The sequence below is a fragment of the Rubrivivax gelatinosus genome (assembly GCF_004340905.1).
In the GTDB taxonomy this organism is placed as follows: Bacteria; Pseudomonadota; Gammaproteobacteria; order Burkholderiales; family Burkholderiaceae_C; genus Rubrivivax; species Rubrivivax gelatinosus.
The window spans coordinates 279,253-297,844 of the sequence record NZ_SLXD01000005.1 but is presented as its reverse complement, the minus strand read 5'-3'; the positions used below and the strand labels follow the sequence as shown (position 1 = coordinate 297,844).

The following is an 18,592-nucleotide window of genomic DNA, read 5'->3' as shown; positions in this document are numbered from 1 at the left end:
TCACCGACCATGGACATCAACACCCTCCGCGCCATCGTGACGGTGGTGAGCTTCGCGCTCTTCATCGCCATCGTGGTCTGGACCTGGTCGCGGCGGCGCCGCGGACACTTCGACGAGGCTGCGATGCTTCCCTTCGACGAGAAGGATGGCGTCGAGGCCTCTGGAGAACGTAAATGAGCGATTTCTTCAACTCGGGCTGGTCACTCTACGTGGCCGGCATCACGATCGTCAGCCTGGTGTTCTGCCTGGTCCTGCTGATCATCGCCAGCCGCCGCAAGGTCATGGCGGACGACAACACGACCGGCCACGTGTGGGACGAGGATCTGCGTGAACTGAACAACCCGTTGCCGCGCTGGTGGGCCGGGCTGTTCCTGGTGACCGTCGCGTTCGCGGTGATCTATCTGGCGTTGTACCCGGGCCTGGGCAGCAACAAGGGCACGCTCGACTGGACCAGCACCGGCCAGCATTCGGCCGAGATGGACAAGGCGCGTGCGCAGATGGCGCCGCTGTACGCCAAGTTCGTCGGCCAGTCGGCGGAGGAACTGTCCAAGGACCCGCAGGCCATGGCGATCGGCGAGCGCCTGTTTGCCAACAACTGTGCGCAGTGTCACGGCGCCGACGCGCGCGGGAGCAAGGGCTTCCCCAACCTGACCGACAACGACTGGCTGCATGGCGGCACACTCGAGAAGATCAAGGAAACCATCACCGCCGGGCGCGTCGGCAACATGGCTCCCATGGCCGCGGCGGTGGGTACGCCCGAGGACGTCAAGAACGTCGCGCAGTACGTGCTGAGCCTGTCGGGCAGCCCGCACAACGAGGTCGCAGCGCAACTCGGCAAGCCCAAGTTCGTGGTCTGCGCAGCCTGCCACGGTCCTGACGGCAAGGGGATGCAGGCCATCGGCTCGGCGAACCTGACCGACAAGATCTGGCTGCACGGCTACGGCGAGCAGGCGATCGTCGACATGATCAACAACGGCAAGGTCAACATCATGCCGGCGCAGGCGGCCCGTCTGAGCCCCGAGCAGATCCACGTGCTGGGTGCGTACGTCTGGAGTTTGTCGCAGACGAGCACGGTTGCTGCCCGTTGACGGTGAGGTTCGCGACATGAGCCAGGTGCGGGCCGACCTCGAAGACCGGCCCGCCGCGGCTGAGGCCGCCTCGGGTGCGGCGCCGGCGAAAGCCGGGGCCGCTCCGGAGGTGGTCGTTTCGCTTTATGCGAAGCAGAAGAAGATCTACGCGCGCGCCGTCTCGGGCTGGTTCAACCGCTGGCGCTGGGCGCTGGTCTGGGCGACACAACTCGTTTTCTACGGTCTGCCCTGGCTGGAATGGAACGCCCGCCAGGCGGTGCTCTTTGACCTCGGCACACGGCGTTTCTACATCTTCGGCTTGGTCCTGTATCCGCAGGACCTGATCTACCTGTCGGCGCTGCTGATGATCTCGGCGTATGCGCTGTTCCTGTTCACCGCCGTTGCCGGCCGTCTGTGGTGTGGCTACGCCTGTCCGCAGACGGTCTACACCGAGATCTTCATGTGGGTCGAGCGGCGCTTCGAAGGCGACCGCAATGCCCGCATGCGTCTGGATGCCGGCCCCTGGACCTTCGAGCGGGTCTGGCGCAAGAGCGCAACGCAGTTCTTCTGGATCGCGATCGCGCTGTGGACCGGTCTGACCTTCGTTGGCTACTTCACGCCGATCCGGGAGTTGCTGCCTTCGGCGGCGGCGCTCTCGCTGGGGCCCTGGGAGACCTTCTGGGTCCTGTTCTACGGTTTCGCCACCTGGGGCAACGCGGGCTACATGCGTGAGCAGGTGTGCAAGTACATGTGCCCTTACGCGCGCTTCCAGAGCGCGATGTTCGACAAGGACACGCTGATCATCAGCTACGACGCCGAGCGCGGCGATCCTCGTGGCACGCGGTCTCGCAAGATCGACGCGCGCAGCCAGGGGCTGGGAGACTGCATCGATTGCGGGTTGTGTGTCCAGGTCTGCCCCACAGGCATCGACATCCGCGACGGGTTGCAGTACGAGTGCATCGGATGCACCGCCTGCATCGATGTCTGCAACGGCGTGATGGACAAGATGAAGTACCCGCGTGGCCTGATCCGCTACGTCACGCAGAACGGCATGGCGCAGCACCAGTCGCCCGGCCAGATGCTCCAGCGGGTGATGCGTCCGCGGGTGCTGATCTACACCGCCATCCTGTTCGTCATCGTCGGCGCCTTTGCCGCCAGCCTGGCGCTGCGCAGCCCCTTCCGCGTCGACGTCGTGCGGGACCGCGCCTCGTTGGCGCGAATCGTCGACGAGGGCTACATCGAGAACCTGTACCGGCTGCAGGTCATGAACGCGACCGAGTCGCCGCAGCGTTATCGCGTGCGCGCCGAGGGTCTGACAGCGTTGGTGGCTGACGGCCCGCAGGAGTTCGACGTTGCTCCGGCCGAGGCCCGATGGGTGACCATCGCGCTGCGGGTGCCGCCGGATACCGCCACGCAGGCAGGGCCTGGGGCCCACGCGATACAGTTCCACATCGAACGTTTGCCCGACGCGCGAGACGCCACGTTGGCGAACGCCACGGAAAAGTCAACATTCGTCGTCCCGCGCTGAGCGGCGCCGACCGGAGTCCAGATGAGCGCAACCCCCGTATCCCAAGACCCGGCCACGCCCTGGTGGCGAATCGGGATGGTCTGGCTCGTTCTTGGCGGGCCCCTGGTCGTCGTCGTCGCCGCCATTGCCACGGCGGTGATCGCGATTCGCGGTGCCGACATCGTGATCACCGAGGTGCCCTCCTCGGTGCCGCAGGCGGGGCAGGTCGAGGCCCAGACGCCGGCCATCGCGGCGCGTAACCACGCCGCGACCGCGGCGCCCTGAGGCGGCGGCAATGCCATGAGACGGCGTGCGCGTGACTGGAGCGCCGTGCTGTGGCCGGCGTTCCTTGCGGCTGTGCTGCTCGAACTGGCGCTGTTTGCCCTGCTCGACCCGGCGTCACTGAGATGGATGGGTGAGCCCGTGCTCGAGAGCGATCCCGTCGCTGTCTACACGCTCGCTTTCTTTGCCTTCTGGGCGGCTTGTGCGGGCGCTGCGGGCGTGACGCTGCTGCTCTCGCGCAGTGAACGCGAGATCAATAGCCGCAGTTTTCGTGGCTGATAAATGCAGAACGCCGCGCGGTGCGCGGCGTTCCGGGTTGTCGCGGCGTCGGTCTCAGCAGGCGGCCGAACCGTTGACGAGTTTCTGCAGCGCCTGCGGGTCGAGCACGCGGATCTGGCGTTGCTTGACTTCCAGGATGCCGTCGTCCTGGAACTTGGAGAAAGTGCGGCTCACGGTCTCGAGCTTCAGGCCGAGGTAGCTGCCGATCTCTTCACGCGTCATGCGAAGGATCAGCGAGTGCGGCGAGAAGCCGCGCGTCTGCAGGCGCTGCGTAAGGTTCAGCAGAAACGCGGCAAGGCGTTCTTCGGCGCGCATGCTGCCAAGCAGCAGCATCACTCCATGATCGCGCACGATCTCGCGGCTCATGATCTTGTGCAACTGGCGTTGCAGGTCGCTGAACTCGCGCGACAAGTCCTCCAGTTGCTGGAACGGGATCACGCAGACCTGCGAATCCTCAAGCGCCACCGAGTCGCAGGTGTGGCGGTCAGTGCCGATGCCGTCGAGGCCGAGCAACTCGCCGGCCATCTGGAAGCCCGTGACCTGGTCGCGTCCGTCCTCCGAGGACACGCAGGTCTTGAAGAAACCGGTGCGGACTGCGTAGAGCGAGAGGAAGGGGTCGCCCGCGCGGAACAAGGTCTCCCCGCGCGGCACCGCACGCCGCGTGGCGACCATCGTGTCGAGCCGTTCGAGCTGGTCGTTGGACATGCCGACCGGGAGGCAGAGTTCACGCAGGTTACAGCTCGAGCAGGCGACCTTGAACGGTTCAAGCCGGATGCCGGAAGACGTGTTGTTCATAGGGATTCGACGATTGGAAGCAGTTCGGTCCGGCGTGGCGGGGGCGACCCGAGTATCGCTCATGACGTCGCTCAAGGGCATGTTCGATTCTTCGCTCGCGTCTCGGGCTGCCGCTTGAGACAGATCAAGCCGATCGGGTGAGGGTTTGGCACAGTCCAGCCCGTACCGCATGACGGCCGGATGAATTATGGACACGATTGTTCCTGAAGCACTGCTGAGGCGCCTCGACGTGCCCGGCCCCCGCTATACCTCCTACCCGACGGCGGACCGCTTTGGCCCAGCCTTCGGCCCAGCGGAGTACCGCCAGGCGCTGCGCCAGCGCGCCGAAGGTGGCACGGTCGGCGGTACGCCGCCGTTGTCGCTTTATATCCACATCCCGTTCTGCGAGTCGGTCTGCTACTACTGCGCGTGCAACAAGATCATCACGAAGCACCATGAGCGCAGCGCCGAGTACCTGGACGCGCTGGAGGCGGAGATCGCGCTGCACGTCGTCGAACTCGGCAGCGGACAGTCGGTCTCGCAGCTTCACTTCGGCGGCGGCTCGCCCACCTTCCTGACCGACGAAGAGATCGGCCGACTGATGGCGCGCCTGCGCGAGTCGTTCAAGATCGTCGCCGGCGCCGAGATCTCGATCGAGGTCGACCCTCGCACCGCGACGCCCGAACGGCTGCGCAGCCTGGCGGCGATGGGCTTCAACCGCATCAGCTTCGGCATCCAGGACTTCGATCCTGACGTCCAGGAGGCGGTGCACCGCGTTCAGTCGTATGAAAGCGTTCGTGACCTCGTGGTCGCCGCGCGTGCCAACGGCTTCGAGTCGATCAATGCCGACTTGATCTACGGCCTGCCCAAGCAGACGCCCGAGTCCTTCACGCGCACGATCCAGCAGGTCGCGGAACTGCGGCCTGACCGCATCGCGCTGTATGCCTATGCGCATCTGCCCGAACGGTTCAAGCCCCAGCGCCGCATCCTGGCGCCGGATCTTCCGGTGGGCGAGTCGCGCATCAAGATGCTCGGGGGTGCCATCGCCGGCTTCATCGCCGCGGGCTACACCTACATCGGCATGGATCACTTCGCGCTTCCGGGCGACGCACTCTCGGCTGCGCGTCGCCAGGGCCGCCTGCACCGCAACTTCCAGGGCTACAGCACGCAGCCCGACTGCGACCTGATCGCTCTGGGTGTCTCCTCGATCGGCCGTATGGGCTCCACCTACAGCCAGAACGCCAAGACGCTGCCGGAGTACTACGAGTCGATCGCCAAGGGAGAATTCCCGATCGTGCGTGGCCTCACGCTGACGCGCGACGATGTGCTGCGCCGTGCCGTCATCATGGCCATCATGTGCCAGGGCCGGGTCGAGTACGAGTCGATCGAACTCGCCCATCTGATCAAGTTCCCGGAGTACTTCGCCGCCGAACTCGAAGACCTGAAGCCGTTCGCCGAAGGCGGTCTGGTGGAGATCGGCGACGACGCGATCCAGATCACCGCCATGGGTTGGTACTACGTGCGTGGCGTCGCGGCGGTCTTCGACAAGCACCTGCGTGCCAGCGGCAACCGCGAGCGCTTCTCCCGCATCATCTGAGTCTGCGCGGCTTATCCCGTAACGGGATAATCCGTCCATGACCATCCGGGCCCCTGCGTGGACTTCGCGCTCGTCGTCAGCGCGCTGATGCTCGGGCTGGCCGGCGCGCCGCACTGCATCGCGATGTGCGGCGCTGCCTGCACCGCGCTGCTGCCCGCGGGCCAGCGTGCGGCGCTCTGGGGTTTCCACTTCGCACGTGTCGCGGGTTATGCGGCGGCCGGGGCGCTGGTCGCCTCCGGCGTCAACCTGCTGTCTGCCGTTGGCGAACTCAGCCCGGCCTTGCGCCCGTTGTGGACGCTGGCGCACGCGGCCGCCCTGGGTCTCGGGCTGTGGCTGCTGTGGAAGGGGCGGCAGCCCGCCTGGCTGGAGAACATCGGCCGCGGCATGCAGCGTCGTGCGCCTCAGGCCGATGCCTCCGGCTGGCAGCGTGTCGCCGGGCCGGCGCGCGCGGCAACCGCCGGGTCGTTGTGGGTTGCCTGGCCTTGTGGTTTGCTGCAGTCGGCGCTGGTCGTCGCGGCATTGGCCAACACTGCGGTCGCGGGCGCCGCGGCAATGGGTGCGTTCGCCGTTGCCAGTGGTGCCGGGCTGGTGCTTGGCCCGATGCTCTGGTTCAAGCTCGGCGTGTCCAAGTCGGCGTCGGCGACGCTTTGGGCGACACGGTCGGCCGGTGTCTTGCTGGCCGTTGCGTCTGGCTGGGCGCTGGGCCACGGGCTGTGGATGCAGTGGCAGGCCTACTGCGCGACCTGAGCCCTTGCCGCGTTGCGCTCGCGCTCGGGCATGTCCAGGCCTTGTCCTTCGATGGCCCTGGCACGTCAGTCGGTTGACAGTCGTTGACCTAGAATCAATTCCTGCGAATTCAATCCCCGACGACCCACCGCACGCGCGGTTTGTGGAGACCTCTTTCATGTACCAGCACATCAAGGTGCCCGAGGGCGGGCAGAAGATCACGGTCAACGCCGACTTCTCGCTGAACGTCCCTGACCAGCCCATCATTCCGTACATCGAGGGCGACGGCACCGGGCTCGACATCACGCCGGTGATGCTGAAGGTGGTCGACGCGGCGGTTGCCAAGAGCTATGGCGGCCAGCGCAAGATCCACTGGATGGAGGTCTACGCCGGCGAGAAGTCGACCAAGGTCTACGGCCCTGACGTCTGGCTGCCCGAGGAGACGCTGCACGCGGTGCGCGACTACGTCGTCTCGATCAAGGGCCCGCTGACGACGCCGGTCGGCGGCGGCATCCGCAGCCTGAACGTCGCGCTGCGCCAGGAGCTCGACCTCTACGTCTGCCTGCGCCCGATCCAGTACTTCAAGGGCGTGCCGACGCCGCTGAAGGAGCCGGAGAAGACCAACATGGTCATCTTCCGGGAGAACTCCGAGGACATCTACGCCGGCATCGAGTGGGAGGCCCGCAGCGAGAAGGCGCAGAAGGTCATCAAGTTCCTGATCGAGGAAATGGGCGTCAAGAAGATCCGCTTCCCCGATAGCTCGGGCATCGGCATCAAGCCGGTGTCGCAGGAAGGCACCGAACGCCTGGTGCGCAAGGCGATCCAGTACGCTGTCGACAACGACAAGCCCAGCGTGACGATCGTGCACAAGGGCAACATCATGAAGTTCACGGAGGGCGGCTTCCGTGACTGGGCCTACGCGCTGGCGCAGCGCGAGTTCGGCGCCCAGCCGATCGACGGCGGCCCGTGGTGCTCGTTCAAGAACCCGAAGACGGGCAAGGACATCGTCATCAAGGACTCGATCGCCGACGCCTTCCTGCAGCAGATCCTGCTGCGCCCGGCCGAGTACTCGGTGATCGCGACGCTGAACCTCAACGGCGACTATGTCTCCGACGCGCTGGCCGCGCAGGTCGGCGGCATCGGCATCGCCCCGGGTGCCAACCTGTCGGACTCGGTCGCGATGTTCGAGGCCACGCACGGCACCGCGCCCAAGTACGCCGGCAAGGATTACGTCAACCCGGGCTCCGAGATCCTCTCGGCCGAGATGATGCTGCGCCACATGGGCTGGACCGAGGCCGCCGACCTGATCATCAGTGCGATGGAGAAGTCGATCCTGAGCAAGCAGGTGACCTACGACTTCGCGCGCCTGATGGACGGCGCGACGCAGGTCTCGTGTTCTGGTTTCGGCAAGGTGATGATCGACCACATGTGAGTCGGGCCCGGGGCCGTATTCGGTCGTCCCGGAGCTCCCCGCGCAAAACCCCAGATCGTTGATTCGACTGGGGTTTTTTCTTCTGGCGCCGCTGGCCGTCGGCGGCGTCTGGCGCTCGGAGGCATGCTCTTTCGGCATCGAGCAGGTGCGCGGCCGCCTTGAGGACCTCGCACGCGGGTGCTGCGCGGCCCCGGCGTGCCCGCAAGCCTGGGCGGTGGGCAGCGGCTCGTCCGGAAGGTGGCGCCACCACTCGGCCGCGCTCAGGCGGCGTGGCACGCGCGCCTCGGCAAGGCGCACCATGTCCTGAGGGGCCACGGTCGCGATCCGCACGCACCCCGGGTGCTGCCGACGAGCAGCCGCTGCGTGCGGGGGATCCAGGCCAGTGTGCCGCAGTAGCCACCGATCGGCAGCCGCACCTCTTCTCGCTGCGCCAGCACCTCGAACACGCGCACGAAGCCGTCGGCGCTGCCGCTGGCCAGCCGGGTGCCTTCGGCGTTCCAGGCCATCGCGGCCACCTGTTCGTCGTGCTGGAAGTCGGCGTGCTGTTGGAAGCTGCGGGCGTCGAACACCCGCAGCTCGTGCGGCCCTTCTTAGGAGAACCTGAGTGCGAGCCAGCGGCCGCCGGGGCTGAAGGCGATTTCGGACGGCACGGCACCTTGCGCGAGGCGAGCGGGCTCGGCGCCGCTGGCGGCGTCATGGACCACGAGGTCGCCGTCGTCGGCGACGCTGGCCACACGCCGGCCGGTCTTATCGATAGCGGCGCACCAGACGATGCCGCCACGGCGGGCTTGCCACAGCGAGCTGCCGTCCGCGAGGCTCCACAGCAGCAGCCGGCCGTCGTCGCTGCCCGTGACCAGCCGCGCATCGTCGGACGAGAAGGCGATCGTGCGCACCTGCGCGTCCAGCCTCGGCAACTGCTCGGGCGCCTTGGCGCCGCGGCGCCATACGCGCGCCAGCGGCTCGCCATGCACCGCCGTTGCCAGCCGCGATTGGTCGTGCGAGAGCACGGCCTGCCACACGCGTCCGGGGTGCTGCTGGACATGCCGTTCGGCCAGCGTCGTGGCGTCGAACTCACGCACGCGTCCGTCCCGGGTGGCCGTGATGAGCGCTCCATAGCGCTCGAGCAGCGGCGCCGGCTGCGGCTGCCTGCCTGCGGCGCCTTCGCGCCAGCGGCGCGCCACCTCGAGGTCGGCGCCCCGCAGCAGGTAGCTCGGGTCTTCGCCGTGGCGCTGCCAGTCGCCGCCGCGCACCAGCAGCCGCGTGTGCGCGCGCAGCCACTCGAGGTCTGTGTCGAGCGCGGTCAGCAGCGTCTTCACGCCGGTATCGAAGTCGTGCTCGGCGCGCAGGAAGATCCAGTTCAAGGCCCGCAGCGCCGCTGGCACGGCTTCGCGCACGACCACCGGCACCAGACGCTTGGCCAGCGCCAGCGCCTGCGCATGCGCCAGTTCCTCCGCGCACACTTGCGAGGCCACCGCGTCGGGGCTGATCGGGAAGACGAAGGCGTCGGTTGCCTCGATGGCCGCGACGATCTCCGCCCACCAGGCCGCGGTGGACGGGATGTCGTCCCAGTCGATCCAGACATCGCGCTCGGCAGCCGCGAAGCGGCGTGCTTGTCCTGGCGCGAGTAGGAAAGAAAGAGGTCGGCCATCGTGGGCTTGCATGCTTGGCTGACTGTGCTCGATACGGTCGCGGTGCGGGCGCGCGACGGCCGTTCAGCCGGGAGTGCACGGCCCCGGTGCTGCTGTTTTCGATAGACTGGGGCAATCGCCAGGCTGAAACCCATTGATCGGCTTTTGTCTCATCATCGCGCCCGGTGCAAGGGACGCGGAAGGCATGGGACAGCGATGGAGCGAAATGGGCGCATCACGGCGGACGGCAGTGTCTGGCAGCCCATGATCATCGTGCTGCGCCGCGCGTCGGCGGCCACCGCCGAGGCCCTCACGGACGGCTTGCGGTGCAAGGCGAGCAAATGCTGTCGCAGCAAGCCACGATGCAAGGATTGCCCTGCACGCAAGAAGAAGCGGTCGGCGGGCGTGCTGGCCGGCTCCGGGCGCCGCGGTGGCCGTGCAGCGGCTTGAGTTGCCGTGCCGTCTGCCGGTTGCGGCTTTCACCGCTCCGGCGCGTGCCGCCCTGCCGTGGCGCCGTTCGACACAGGTTTGGCGTGCGATGCCCGGAGGGTCCTGTCCCGGGCTTCACGCACGCCACCGGGAAGGGGCGGCAAGAGTATTCAGGGCAGCGTTGCCTGTTGAGTATTGATGGATATCAAGCGCAGCCGGGCGGCCCGGCCGATACCGGCTTGGCTGGCGGAAGAGCCGACGCCGAATGCGGGCCTGATATCAGGCTGGGGCTTGCTGGGCGGGAGCCAAGGCTCCCTCCGCCGGCCGAATGTTCTGTGCCAGATTGCCCTTGGGGCCCTGGACGAGCTCGAACTCGACGCGGCTTCCCTGCTTCAGGGTCCGGAACCCCTCCATCTGGACCGCGGAGAAGTGCGCGAACACGTCAGCGCCTCCTCCTTCGGGTTCGATGAAACCGAAGCCCTTGGCATCGTTGAACCACTTCACCGTACCGACAGCCATTGTTTCCACCTCGCTTAACTGCGCGCGAATATCGAAAATGATTCTGGCGAGGGCTTCGGAAAAGTGTCAAGGCGAGAGGGCGCCGTGCTGTGTCGTGGATTCGACAAACATTGGTCAAACCGTCCAGGGCGACCGCGGGGCGGTCGCGGCGATGCGGGGGCTTGAACTGCGCTCAGCCGCATCAACATGACCATGGCACGGGTCATGCAAAGTTGCCGCGAGCAGGCCCCGACAACGCCGATAGAATGATTTCATGCCCGACGAGCCGCCCGTACCACCGGTGAAGCCGCCGATCCGACCTGAGCAGGACGCAGGCGCGGGCGGCGCTGTCGTGGCCGAGCGCAAGACCCAGCAGGTCAAGCCGCCCAGCCTGTACCAGGTGGTGCTGCTCAACGACGACTACACACCGATGGAGTTCGTCGTCATGGTGCTGCAGCACTACTTCCAGCGTGATCTGGAGACGGCCACGCACATCATGCTCAAGATCCACCACGAGGGTCGGGGCGTGTGTGGCGTGTACCCTAAGGACGTTGCCGCGACGAAGGTCGAACTGGTGCTCGCCGCGGCCCGCCGCGACGGTCACCCGCTTCAGTGCATTATGGAGGCCGCATGATTGCGCAAGAACTGGAAGTCAGCCTGCACATGGCGTTCGTCGAAGCGCGCCAGCAGCGGCATGAGTTCATCACCGTCGAGCACCTGCTGATGGCGCTGCTCGACAACCCGAGCGCCGCCGAGGTGCTGCGTGCCTGCGCAGCCAACATCGAGGACCTGCGCAAGAGCCTGGCGACCTTCATCAAGGAGAACACGCCGACGGTCTCGGGCAGCGAGGAAGTCGACACCCAGCCGACGCTCGGGTTCCAGCGCGTGATCCAGCGCGCGATCATGCACGTGCAGAGCACGGGCAGCGGCAAGAAGGAAGTCACCGGCGCCAACGTGCTGGTGGCCATCTTCGGCGAGAAGGACTCGCATGCCGTCTACTACCTGCACCAGCAGGGCGTGACGCGGCTGGACGTCGTCAACTTCATCGCCCACGGCATCAAGAAGAGCGACCCGCCGGAGCCGGCGAAGTCCAGTGACAACAGCCCCGGCGGCAACGAAGGCGAACGCGACGAAGCGGGCGGTGAAGGCAAGGGCTCGCCGCTCGAGCAGTTCACGCAGAACCTGAACGCACTGGCGATCGCCGGCAAGATCGACCCGCTGATCGGCCGCGAGCTGGAGGTCGAGCGTGTCATCCAGGTGCTGTGTCGCCGGCGCAAGAACAACCCGCTGCTGGTCGGCGAGGCCGGCGTCGGCAAGACCGCGATCGCCGAAGGCCTGGCCTGGCGCATCACCGAGAAGGACGTGCCCGAGGTGCTGGCCGAGTCGACCGTCTACGCGCTCGACATGGGCGCGCTGCTGGCCGGCACCAAGTACCGCGGCGACTTCGAGCAGCGTCTGAAGGGCGTGCTCAAGCAGCTCAAGGACCAGCCGAACGCGATCCTCTTCATCGACGAGATCCACACGCTGATCGGTGCCGGCGCGGCGTCGGGCGGCACGCTGGACGCGAGCAACCTGCTCAAGCCCGCGCTGTCCAGCGGTTCGATGAAGTGCATCGGCGCGACCACCTTCACCGAGTACCGCGGCATCTTCGAGAAGGATGCGGCGCTGTCGCGGCGGTTCCAGAAGGTCGACGTCGTCGAGCCCTCGGTCGAGCAGACGATCGAGATCCTGAAGGGTCTGAAGTCGCGCTTCGAGGACCATCACAACGTCAAGTACGCGCTCGGCGCGCTGCAGGCTGCGGCCGAGCTGTCGGCCAAGTACATCAACGACCGCCACCTGCCCGACAAGGCGATCGACGTCATCGACGAAGCCGGTGCCGCGCAGCGCATCCTGCCCAAGAGCAAGCAGAAGAAGACGATCACCCGCAACGAGGTCGAGGAGATCGTCGCCAAGATCGCGCGCATCCCGCCGGCCTCGGTGTCCAGCGACGACCGCGACAAGCTGAAGACGCTGGAACGCGACCTGAAGAGCGTCGTCTTCGGCCAGGACGCCTCGATCGAGGCGCTGGCCGCGGCGATCAAGATGGCGCGTTCGGGCCTGGGCAAGCCGGACAAGCCGATCGGCTCGTTCCTGTTCAGCGGCCCCACCGGCGTCGGCAAGACCGAAGTCGCCAAGCAGCTGGCCTACATCCTGGGCATCGAGCTGATCCGCTTCGACATGTCGGAGTACATGGAGCGCCACGCGGTCAGCCGCCTGATCGGCGCGCCTCCGGGCTACGTCGGTTTCGACCAGGGCGGCCTGCTGACCGAGGCGATCACGAAGAAGCCGCACGCGGTGCTGCTGCTCGACGAGATCGAGAAGGCCCACCCCGACGTCTTCAACGTGCTGCTGCAGGTGATGGACCACGGCACGCTGACCGACAACAACGGGCGCAAGGCCGACTTCCGCAGCGTCATCATCATCATGACGACGAACGCCGGCGCCGAGACGATGAACAAGTCGACGATCGGCTTCACGACCCGGCGCGAGCAGGGCGACGAGATGGCCGACATCAAGCGCCTGTTCACGCCCGAATTCCGCAACCGGCTCGACGCGATCGTGTCCTTCCGTGCGCTGGACGAAGAGATCATCCTGCGCGTCGTCGACAAGTTCCTGCTGCAGCTGGAGAGCCAGCTCGCCGAGAAGAAGGTCGAAGTCACCTTCACCGACAAGCTTCGCCAGCACCTGGCCAAGAAGGGCTTCGATCCGCTGATGGGCGCGCGGCCGATGCAGCGCCTGATCCAGGACATGATCCGGCGCGCGCTGGCCGACGAACTGCTGTTCGGCCGCCTGGTCGATGGGGGCCGCCTGACGGTGGACCTGGACGACAAGGACGAGGTGCAGCTCGACATCCAGCCGCCCAAGCGCAGCGACAAGCCGCGCACCGAGGCGACGCCGGCCTGAGGCTGCGGTTTCAGGCGGCTTCGGCCGCCGGATCCTGCCGGTAGAAACGCATGAACACCTCGTACAGCACGGGGTGTTCTTTTTTCATCGCCTCGGGCGCGACGAAGAACGCCTCACTGGCGACGGCGAAGAACTCGTCGGGCGACTGCGCGCCGTACGGGTCCAGCGCGGTGTCCTCCTCGGCGTCGACGCGACGGCAGAAGGCCTCGTAGTCGGCGTCCAGCGCCGCGGACCATTCGCTGCGCGGCAGATCGTGCGGCAGCAGCGGCACGCCGTCGGCAATGCCGTCGGCCATGTCGAGCACATGGGCGAACTCGTGGATGACGACGTTGTAGGCGTCGGTGGCGCTGCGACCGGCGGCGCGCACGTCCTGCCAGGACAGCATCACCGGGCCGCCTTCCATGGCCTCGCCCGACAGCAGCTCTTCGTACTCGTGCACGACCCCGTCCTCGTCGACGGTGGAGCGGCGTGCGACGACCTGGTCGGGGTGCAGCACGATGCCGACGAATCCGTCGTAGGCCTCGAGCCCCAGGCGCAGGATCGGCAGGCAGGCCTGGGCGGCGACCGCGACCGCGACGTGGTCGGTCAGGCGCACGCCGGGCTGGGCGCTGAACTCCTTGCGGTCCAGGAACAGGCTGGTCAGGCGGCGCAGTGCGGCCGCGGTCTCGGGGTCACGGCGTCTGAGGAAGGGGTAGCGCACCAGCGTGCGTTTCCAGAGGTCGTCCGGGATCGGGCGGCGCGCGACGGCCGCCTCGTCGCGGCGCTCGCGCAGCCGCCCCAGCAGGCGCTGCCACATCAGGCGCCGGCTGCCGTGGCCGGCGGCACGCGTTGGAAGCCGTCGCGCGTCAGGCGCAGCACCTCGGCGCGCGGGGCGTGCACGTCGTCGAGGTCCCAGTCGGTGAGCACGTGGCGGCGGTAGCCCGGCGCCAGCGTTTCGCTGCCGGGGCGATGGGTGTGGCCGTGCACCAGCTCGGCCGTGCCGACGGCGTGCATCCACGCGACCGCGGCCGCGGTGTCGACATCGGCGTAGCGCGCGGCGTCGTCCTGGCGCGCTTCGCTGCGGCGGCGGATGTCGGCGGCGATGGACAGGCGCTCGTCCAGCGGCCGTGCCAGAAAGTCGCGCTGCCAGGCGTCGCTGCGCACCATTGCGCGGAATACGAGGTAGTCGCGGTCGTCCAGACACAGCGCGTCGCCGTGCGTCAGCAGCACGCGCCGGCCCCAGGCGTCGAGCACCGTCGGGTCGGCCAGGCCCATCACGCCGGTCTCGCGCATCAGGCGCGCGCCGACGAGAAAGTCGCGGTTGCCGGCCATGAAGGCCAGGCTGCGGCGGCTGGCTGCTTCCGCCAGCACCTCGGCGCACTCGGCCTCGAAAGGCCGGCTGCGCACGTCGTCCCCGACCCAGGTCTCGAACAGGTCGCCGAGCACGAACACCGCATCGGCGCTGGTGTGCAGCAGGTGCTCGCGCCAGGCCGCGGTCGTGCGCGGTAGCGCCGGCGCGAGGTGGATGTCGGAGATGAAGTCGATCGTGCGCCAATCGCGTGGCGCCTCGAACTCGAAGAACGCGGGCAGCGCCGCCACGCCTTCGGCGCTGCCTGCGGACATCAGGCGACCTCGGTCGCGCGGTCGATGCGCACGTCTTCCAGCGGCACGTCGTCGTGGTAGCCCTTGCGGCCGGTGCGCACGCGTTCGATCAGGTCGACGACCTCGGTGCCCGAGACCACCTTGCCGAACACGGCGTAGCCCCAGCCGTCCTGCGCGCGGTCGTTGTCGAGGAAGCCGTTGTCGCTGGTGTTGATGAAGAACTGCGCGCTGGCCGAGTGCGGATCGGAGGTGCGCGCCATGGCCAGCGTGTAGCGCAGGTTGCGCAGGCCGTTCTTGGCTTCGTTCTGGATGCCGGCGCCGGTAGGCTTCTGCTTCATGCCGGGCTCGAAACCGCCGCCCTGGACCATGAAGCCCTTGATGACGCGGTGGAAGATGGTGCCGTCGTAGTGGCCCTTCTTCACGTAGTCGAGGAAGTTGGCCGCCGTCACCGGGGCGCGTTCGTCGTCGAGCTCGATGACGATGTTGCCGGCGGTGGTCTCGAACTGCACTTGTTTGCTCATCTCATTTCTCCAGGGTGGCCTTGCGGATGATCACCGGCGTGGCCGGCACGTTCTGGTGCGGGCCCGACGATGTGGTGGGCGTCGCGACGATCCTGTCGACGACGTCCATGCCCGCGGTCACGCGGCCGAAGACGGCGTAGCCGTTGCCGTCGCGTGCGTTGGGCTGGTCGAGGAAGGTGTTGTCCGCGACGTTGATGAAGAACTGCGCGGTCGCCGAGTCGGGCACCATCGTGCGCGCCATCGCCAGCGTGCCGCGGGCGTTGGACAGGCCGTTGCGGCTCTCCAGAGCGATCGGCTTGCGCGTCGGCTTCTCGTTCATGTCGGGCTTCATGCCGCCGCCCTGGACCATGAAGCCGGGGATCACCCGATGGAAGATCGTGCCGTCGTAGTGGCCTGCCTTGACGTACTGGACGAAGTTCTCGACGGTCTTGGGCGCCTTGGCGGCGTCGAGCTCGACGACGATGTCGCCGGCACTGGTGTCCAGGCGCACGGTCTGTGCGAAGGCGGGCAGGGCGGTCAGTGCCGCGGCGGCGGCAAAGGCGAGCAACTTGGCGTGGCGGAGCATGAAAGGCCTCGTGTTGGCGGGTGCGGGAAGTCTAGCGACGCCCGTCGCGCGCTGGCGCCGGGCCCCGGGCTCAGCGGGGGCTCGCAGCCAGCTCGCGGCCGATGCGGATGCGGCGTTGCAGCTCCGGGTCGCCGGGCAACGCGGCGTCGGCCCCCTCCCAGGCCTGCAGCGCCAGTCTCAGCAGGACGTCTCCGAGGTTGCGCCGTGCGACGCGGTGCGCAGGGTCGTTGCGCAACGCGGTCTCCAGCGCCACGCGTGCCTCCTCCAGCCGGCCGGCACGGGCGTACAGCAGGCCCAGGTTGTTGTAGGGCTCGGGCAGTTCGGGGTAGTCCTGGGTCATGCGCTGGAAGGCGTCGAGCGCCTCGGCGTCGCGGGCCAGGTCCATCAGGGCCACCGCGCGCGTGAAGCGCAGCGAGGCATCGTTCGGACGCTGCGCGAGGGCAGCCTCGGCGCGTGCGAGCGCGGCCTCGGGTTGCCCGCCCTGAAGCAGTCGCTGCGCGTCGGCGACATCGTCTGCATGCACGAGGGAGGCGACGCAAAGCGCGAACGCGGCGATCAGGGCACGGAGCATCGGCATCGGGGGGCGGAACGGGCAGGCCACGACAGGTGGCCCGCTATACTGAAAGATTGTATCGGCGCGCCTCCCTGAAGATTCCGGACTGCATGACGCTTCGCCTCCACAACACCCTGACGCGCCGCCTCGAGACCTTCGTTCCCCTCGAGCCCGGCCGTGTGCGCATGTACGTGTGCGGCATCACGGTGTACGACCTGTGCCACATGGGGCACGCGCGGATGAACCTGGCTTTCGACGTCGTCTACCGCTGGCTCGAGGCCAGCGGCTACGACGTCACCTACGTCCGCAACATCACCGACATCGACGACAAGATCATCCGCCGCGCGCTCGAACGCGGCCTGTCCATCCGCGCGCTGACCGACCAGATGATCGAGGCGATGCACCGCGACTTCGCCGCGTTGGGCCTGGCGCTGCCGACGCACGAGCCGCGCGCCACCGACTACGTGCCGCAGATGCTGGACATCATCGGCCGGCTGGAGCGCAACAACCTGGCCTACCGCGCCGACGACGGCGACGTGAACTTCGCGGTGCGGCGTTTTCCCGGCTACGGCAAGCTCTCCGGCAAGTCGCTGGACGAGTTGCGGGCCGGCGAACGTGTCGAGGTGGCCGGCGGCAAGGACGACCCGCTGGACTTCGTGCTCTGGAAGTCGGCCAAACCCGAGGAGCCGGCCGACGCCAAGTGGGACAGCCCCTTCGGCGCCGGGCGCCCGGGCTGGCACATCGAGTGTTCTGCGATGAGCTGCGCGCTGCTGGGCGAACGTTTCGACCTGCACGGCGGCGGCATGGACCTGCAGTTCCCGCACCACGAGAACGAGATCGCGCAGAGCGAAGGCGCCTACGGTCATCCGGTCGTCAACTACTGGCTGCACAACGGCTTCCTCAACGTCGACAACGAGAAGATGTCCAAGAGCCTGGGCAACTTCTTCACCATCGCCGACGTGCTGAAGAAGTTCGACGGCGAGACGGTGCGTTTCTTCATGCTGCGCACGCACTACCGCAGCCCGTTCAACTTCGCCGACTCGCTGCTCGACGAGGCGCGTGCCGCGCTGCGCCGGCTCTACACCGCGCTCGACGGCGCCGAGGCCGCGGCCGGCGACATCGACTGGGCCGAGCCGCGTGCCGCCGCCTTCAAGGCGGCGATGGACGACGACTTCAACACGCCGGGCGCGCTGGCCGTGCTGTTCGAGCTGGCCAACGAGCTCAACCGCAGCCGCGACGCGGCGACGGCCAAGCTGCTGGTGTCGCTGGGCGCCGTGCTCGGCATCCTGCAGCAGGCGCCGCGCGCCTTCCTGCAGGCCGGTGCCGGCGTCGACGACGCCGAGATCCAGCGCCAGATCGAAGCGCGTGCTGCCGCCAAGCGCGAGCGCCGCTTCGCCGACGCCGACCGCATCCGCGACGAACTGGCCGCGAAAGGCGTGGTGCTGAAGGACACGCCGCAGGGCACCACCTGGGTGAAGGCCTGAGCGCATGTCCCCTCGTGACCAGGTCCTCGCCGTGACGCCGGCCTACTGGGACGACGCCTGCCGCCACCTGTCGCGCCGCGACCGGGTGATGAAGAAGCTGATCCCGCGTTTCGGCGAAGCCCGGCTGGAAAGCCGCGGCGACGCCTTCACGACGCTGGCGCGTTCGATCGTCGGCCAGCAGATCTCGGTGAAGGCGGCGCAGTCGGTGTGGAACAAGTTCTCCGCGTTGGTGGAAGGCCCGGCGACGCACCTCGCGCCGCAGGCCGTCAACGCGCTGGACCCGCTGACGATGCGTGCTGCCGGGCTGTCGGCGCGCAAGACCGAGTACCTGCTCGACCTGGCGCGCCACTTCGTCGACGGCACCGTGCACGTCGCCGACTGGCAGCAGATGGACGACGAGGCGATCATCGCCGAGCTCGTCGCGATCCGCGGCATCGGCCGCTGGACCGCCGAGATGTTCCTGATCTTCCACCTGATGCGACCGAACGTCCTGCCGCTGGACGACCTCGGCCTGCTGAAGGGCATCAGCCTCAACTACTTCAGCGGCGAGCCGGTGTCGCGTGCCGAGGCGCGCGAGGTCGGCGAGGCGTGGGCACCGTACCGCTCGGTGGCCACTTGGTATATTTGGCGGAGCCTGGATCCGCTTCCCGTGAGTTATTAGGACCCCCCCGTAGCGCCTTCGGCGCTCCCCCCAGGGGGCGCCGCCAGTGGTCCGGCAGAGCCGGC

General features: G+C 67.7%; 21 protein-coding genes. 12 read left to right on the top strand and 9 right to left on the bottom strand.

Going from position 1 to position 18,592, the window contains the following annotated elements:
* Positions 1–9 precede the first annotated feature (9 nt).
* From EV684_RS10275 to EV684_RS10255, 5 genes are read left to right on the top strand one after another with little or no spacing between them, the layout of a single operon-like run.
* On the top strand, positions 10–177 hold the full coding sequence (locus EV684_RS10275) for a cbb3-type cytochrome oxidase subunit 3 (protein ID WP_132646824.1): 168 nt from the start codon (positions 10–12) through the stop codon (positions 175–177).
* The gene (ccoP, locus tag EV684_RS10270) at positions 174–1,088 is read left to right on the top strand and encodes a cytochrome-c oxidase, cbb3-type subunit III (RefSeq protein ID WP_132646822.1); all 915 of its coding nucleotides are present in this window, start codon (positions 174–176) and stop codon (positions 1,086–1,088) included. Before EV684_RS10275 ends, ccoP begins: the two co-directional genes overlap by 4 nt.
* Before the next feature lie 16 nt (positions 1,089–1,104).
* The gene (gene ccoG, locus EV684_RS10265; protein ID WP_132646898.1) at positions 1,105–2,595 is read left to right on the top strand and encodes a cytochrome c oxidase accessory protein CcoG; all 1,491 of its coding nucleotides are present in this window, start codon (positions 1,105–1,107) and stop codon (positions 2,593–2,595) included.
* Positions 2,596–2,616: 21 nt separating this feature from the next.
* Positions 2,617–2,859 carry a hypothetical protein gene (locus EV684_RS10260; RefSeq protein WP_242478617.1) on the top strand — a complete coding sequence of 81 codons (243 nt, stop codon included), beginning with the start codon at positions 2,617–2,619 and terminating at the stop codon, positions 2,857–2,859.
* A gap of 15 nt (positions 2,860–2,874) precedes the next feature.
* Positions 2,875–3,135: a hypothetical protein gene (locus tag EV684_RS10255; protein ID WP_132646820.1), complete on the top strand. Its 261-nt coding sequence runs from the start codon at positions 2,875–2,877 to the stop codon at positions 3,133–3,135.
* Positions 3,136–3,189: 54 nt separating this feature from the next.
* On the opposite strand, the gene fnr is transcribed toward EV684_RS10255, so the two are convergent.
* A complete protein-coding gene (gene fnr / locus EV684_RS10250; protein ID WP_132646818.1) occupies positions 3,190–3,930 on the bottom strand; it encodes a fumarate/nitrate reduction transcriptional regulator Fnr in 741 nt (246 codons plus the stop codon).
* 187 nt (positions 3,931–4,117) lie between these two features.
* On the opposite strand from fnr, the gene hemN reads away from it, so the two are divergent.
* The 3 genes from hemN to icd all read left to right on the top strand — a co-directional run bounded on the left by hemN (position 4,118) and on the right by icd (position 7,664).
* Positions 4,118–5,506: an oxygen-independent coproporphyrinogen III oxidase gene (gene hemN / locus EV684_RS10245; protein WP_132646816.1), complete on the top strand. Its 1,389-nt coding sequence runs from the start codon at positions 4,118–4,120 to the stop codon at positions 5,504–5,506.
* A 57-nt stretch (positions 5,507–5,563) separates the two neighbouring features.
* Entirely contained in the window at positions 5,564–6,253 is a 690-nt protein-coding gene (locus EV684_RS10240) for a sulfite exporter TauE/SafE family protein (RefSeq protein ID WP_132646814.1), read from the top strand.
* A 157-nt stretch (positions 6,254–6,410) separates the two neighbouring features.
* Positions 6,411–7,664, top strand: a complete 1,254-nt coding sequence (icd, locus tag EV684_RS10235) for an NADP-dependent isocitrate dehydrogenase (protein ID WP_132646812.1) — start codon at positions 6,411–6,413, stop codon at positions 7,662–7,664.
* Between the two features lie 260 nt (positions 7,665–7,924).
* Here the strand turns inward: icd and EV684_RS10230 are convergent, their stop codons facing one another.
* The 3 genes from EV684_RS10230 to EV684_RS10220 form a co-directional block, all read right to left on the bottom strand.
* Positions 7,925–8,233, bottom strand: a complete 309-nt coding sequence (locus EV684_RS10230; RefSeq protein ID WP_132646810.1) for a WD40 repeat domain-containing protein — start codon at positions 8,231–8,233, stop codon at positions 7,925–7,927.
* A 21-nt stretch (positions 8,234–8,254) separates the two neighbouring features.
* Positions 8,255–9,325: a toll/interleukin-1 receptor domain-containing protein gene (locus EV684_RS10225; protein WP_132646808.1), complete on the bottom strand. Its 1,071-nt coding sequence runs from the start codon at positions 9,323–9,325 to the stop codon at positions 8,255–8,257.
* 675 nt (positions 9,326–10,000) lie between these two features.
* Positions 10,001–10,240, bottom strand: a complete 240-nt coding sequence (locus EV684_RS10220; RefSeq protein ID WP_132646806.1) for a cold shock domain-containing protein — start codon at positions 10,238–10,240, stop codon at positions 10,001–10,003.
* 253 nt (positions 10,241–10,493) lie between these two features.
* On the opposite strand from EV684_RS10220, the gene clpS reads away from it, so the two are divergent.
* A complete protein-coding gene (clpS, locus tag EV684_RS10215; protein ID WP_132646804.1) occupies positions 10,494–10,853 on the top strand; it encodes an ATP-dependent Clp protease adapter ClpS in 360 nt (119 codons plus the stop codon).
* Positions 10,850–13,162, top strand: a complete 2,313-nt coding sequence (gene clpA / locus EV684_RS10210) for an ATP-dependent Clp protease ATP-binding subunit ClpA (RefSeq protein ID WP_132646802.1) — start codon at positions 10,850–10,852, stop codon at positions 13,160–13,162. The genes clpS and clpA overlap by 4 nt, the downstream gene beginning before the upstream one ends.
* Positions 13,163–13,172: 10 nt before the next feature.
* Here clpA and EV684_RS10205 read toward each other — a convergent pair whose 3' ends face one another.
* The 5 genes from EV684_RS10205 to EV684_RS10185 form a co-directional block, all read right to left on the bottom strand.
* On the bottom strand, positions 13,173–13,958 hold the full coding sequence (locus tag EV684_RS10205) for a M90 family metallopeptidase (RefSeq protein ID WP_132646800.1): 786 nt from the start codon (positions 13,956–13,958) through the stop codon (positions 13,173–13,175).
* A complete protein-coding gene (locus EV684_RS10200; protein ID WP_132646798.1) occupies positions 13,958–14,764 on the bottom strand; it encodes a UDP-2,3-diacylglucosamine diphosphatase in 807 nt (268 codons plus the stop codon). The genes EV684_RS10205 and EV684_RS10200 overlap by 1 nt, the downstream gene beginning before the upstream one ends.
* A complete protein-coding gene (locus EV684_RS10195; RefSeq protein ID WP_132646796.1) occupies positions 14,764–15,264 on the bottom strand; it encodes a peptidylprolyl isomerase in 501 nt (166 codons plus the stop codon). The genes EV684_RS10200 and EV684_RS10195 overlap by 1 nt, the downstream gene beginning before the upstream one ends.
* Position 15,265: 1 nt before the next feature.
* Positions 15,266–15,829 (bottom strand): peptidylprolyl isomerase, encoded by a 564-nt coding sequence (locus EV684_RS10190; RefSeq protein WP_132646794.1) that lies wholly within the window; start codon positions 15,827–15,829, stop codon positions 15,266–15,268.
* Between the two features lie 70 nt (positions 15,830–15,899).
* Positions 15,900–16,400: a tetratricopeptide repeat protein gene (locus tag EV684_RS10185; RefSeq protein ID WP_132646792.1), complete on the bottom strand. Its 501-nt coding sequence runs from the start codon at positions 16,398–16,400 to the stop codon at positions 15,900–15,902.
* A 92-nt stretch (positions 16,401–16,492) separates the two neighbouring features.
* Between EV684_RS10185 and cysS the strand changes: the two genes are divergently transcribed.
* A complete protein-coding gene (cysS, locus tag EV684_RS10180) occupies positions 16,493–17,866 on the top strand; it encodes a cysteine--tRNA ligase (protein WP_132646790.1) in 1,374 nt (457 codons plus the stop codon).
* Between the two features lie 4 nt (positions 17,867–17,870).
* On the top strand, positions 17,871–18,527 hold the full coding sequence (locus tag EV684_RS10175; protein ID WP_014429363.1) for a DNA-3-methyladenine glycosylase family protein: 657 nt from the start codon (positions 17,871–17,873) through the stop codon (positions 18,525–18,527).
* Positions 18,528–18,592: the final 65 nt, after the last annotated feature.

Bases quoted from the DNA above. Each gene is read 5' to 3' on its own strand.
- EV684_RS10175 (WP_014429363.1), top strand. From the start codon at position 17,871: ATGTCCCCTCGTGACCAGGTCCTCGCCGTGACGCCGGCCTACTGGGAC.
- EV684_RS10255 (WP_132646820.1), top strand. From the start codon at position 2,875: ATGAGACGGCGTGCGCGTGACTGGAGCGCCGTGCTGTGGCCGGCGTTC.
- EV684_RS10205 (WP_132646800.1), bottom strand. From the start codon at position 13,958: ATGTGGCAGCGCCTGCTGGGGCGGCTGCGCGAGCGCCGCGACGAGGCG.
- EV684_RS10195 (WP_132646796.1), bottom strand. From the start codon at position 15,264: ATGAGCAAACAAGTGCAGTTCGAGACCACCGCCGGCAACATCGTCATC.
- ccoP (WP_132646822.1), top strand. From the start codon at position 174: ATGAGCGATTTCTTCAACTCGGGCTGGTCACTCTACGTGGCCGGCATC.
- clpA (WP_132646802.1), top strand. From the start codon at position 10,850: ATGATTGCGCAAGAACTGGAAGTCAGCCTGCACATGGCGTTCGTCGAA.
- EV684_RS10200 (WP_132646798.1), bottom strand. From the start codon at position 14,764: ATGTCCGCAGGCAGCGCCGAAGGCGTGGCGGCGCTGCCCGCGTTCTTC.
- EV684_RS10260 (WP_242478617.1), top strand. From the start codon at position 2,617: ATGAGCGCAACCCCCGTATCCCAAGACCCGGCCACGCCCTGGTGGCGA.
- icd (WP_132646812.1), top strand. From the start codon at position 6,411: ATGTACCAGCACATCAAGGTGCCCGAGGGCGGGCAGAAGATCACGGTC.
- fnr (WP_132646818.1), bottom strand. From the start codon at position 3,930: ATGAACAACACGTCTTCCGGCATCCGGCTTGAACCGTTCAAGGTCGCC.
- hemN (WP_132646816.1), top strand. From the start codon at position 4,118: ATGGACACGATTGTTCCTGAAGCACTGCTGAGGCGCCTCGACGTGCCC.
- EV684_RS10220 (WP_132646806.1), bottom strand. From the start codon at position 10,240: ATGGCTGTCGGTACGGTGAAGTGGTTCAACGATGCCAAGGGCTTCGGT.
- EV684_RS10185 (WP_132646792.1), bottom strand. From the start codon at position 16,400: ATGCTCCGTGCCCTGATCGCCGCGTTCGCGCTTTGCGTCGCCTCCCTC.
- EV684_RS10225 (WP_132646808.1), bottom strand. From the start codon at position 9,325: ATGCAAGCCCACGATGGCCGACCTCTTTCTTTCCTACTCGCGCCAGGA.
- cysS (WP_132646790.1), top strand. From the start codon at position 16,493: ATGACGCTTCGCCTCCACAACACCCTGACGCGCCGCCTCGAGACCTTC.
- EV684_RS10275 (WP_132646824.1), top strand. From the start codon at position 10: ATGGACATCAACACCCTCCGCGCCATCGTGACGGTGGTGAGCTTCGCG.
- clpS (WP_132646804.1), top strand. From the start codon at position 10,494: ATGCCCGACGAGCCGCCCGTACCACCGGTGAAGCCGCCGATCCGACCT.
- EV684_RS10190 (WP_132646794.1), bottom strand. From the start codon at position 15,829: ATGCTCCGCCACGCCAAGTTGCTCGCCTTTGCCGCCGCCGCGGCACTG.
- ccoG (WP_132646898.1), top strand. From the start codon at position 1,105: ATGAGCCAGGTGCGGGCCGACCTCGAAGACCGGCCCGCCGCGGCTGAG.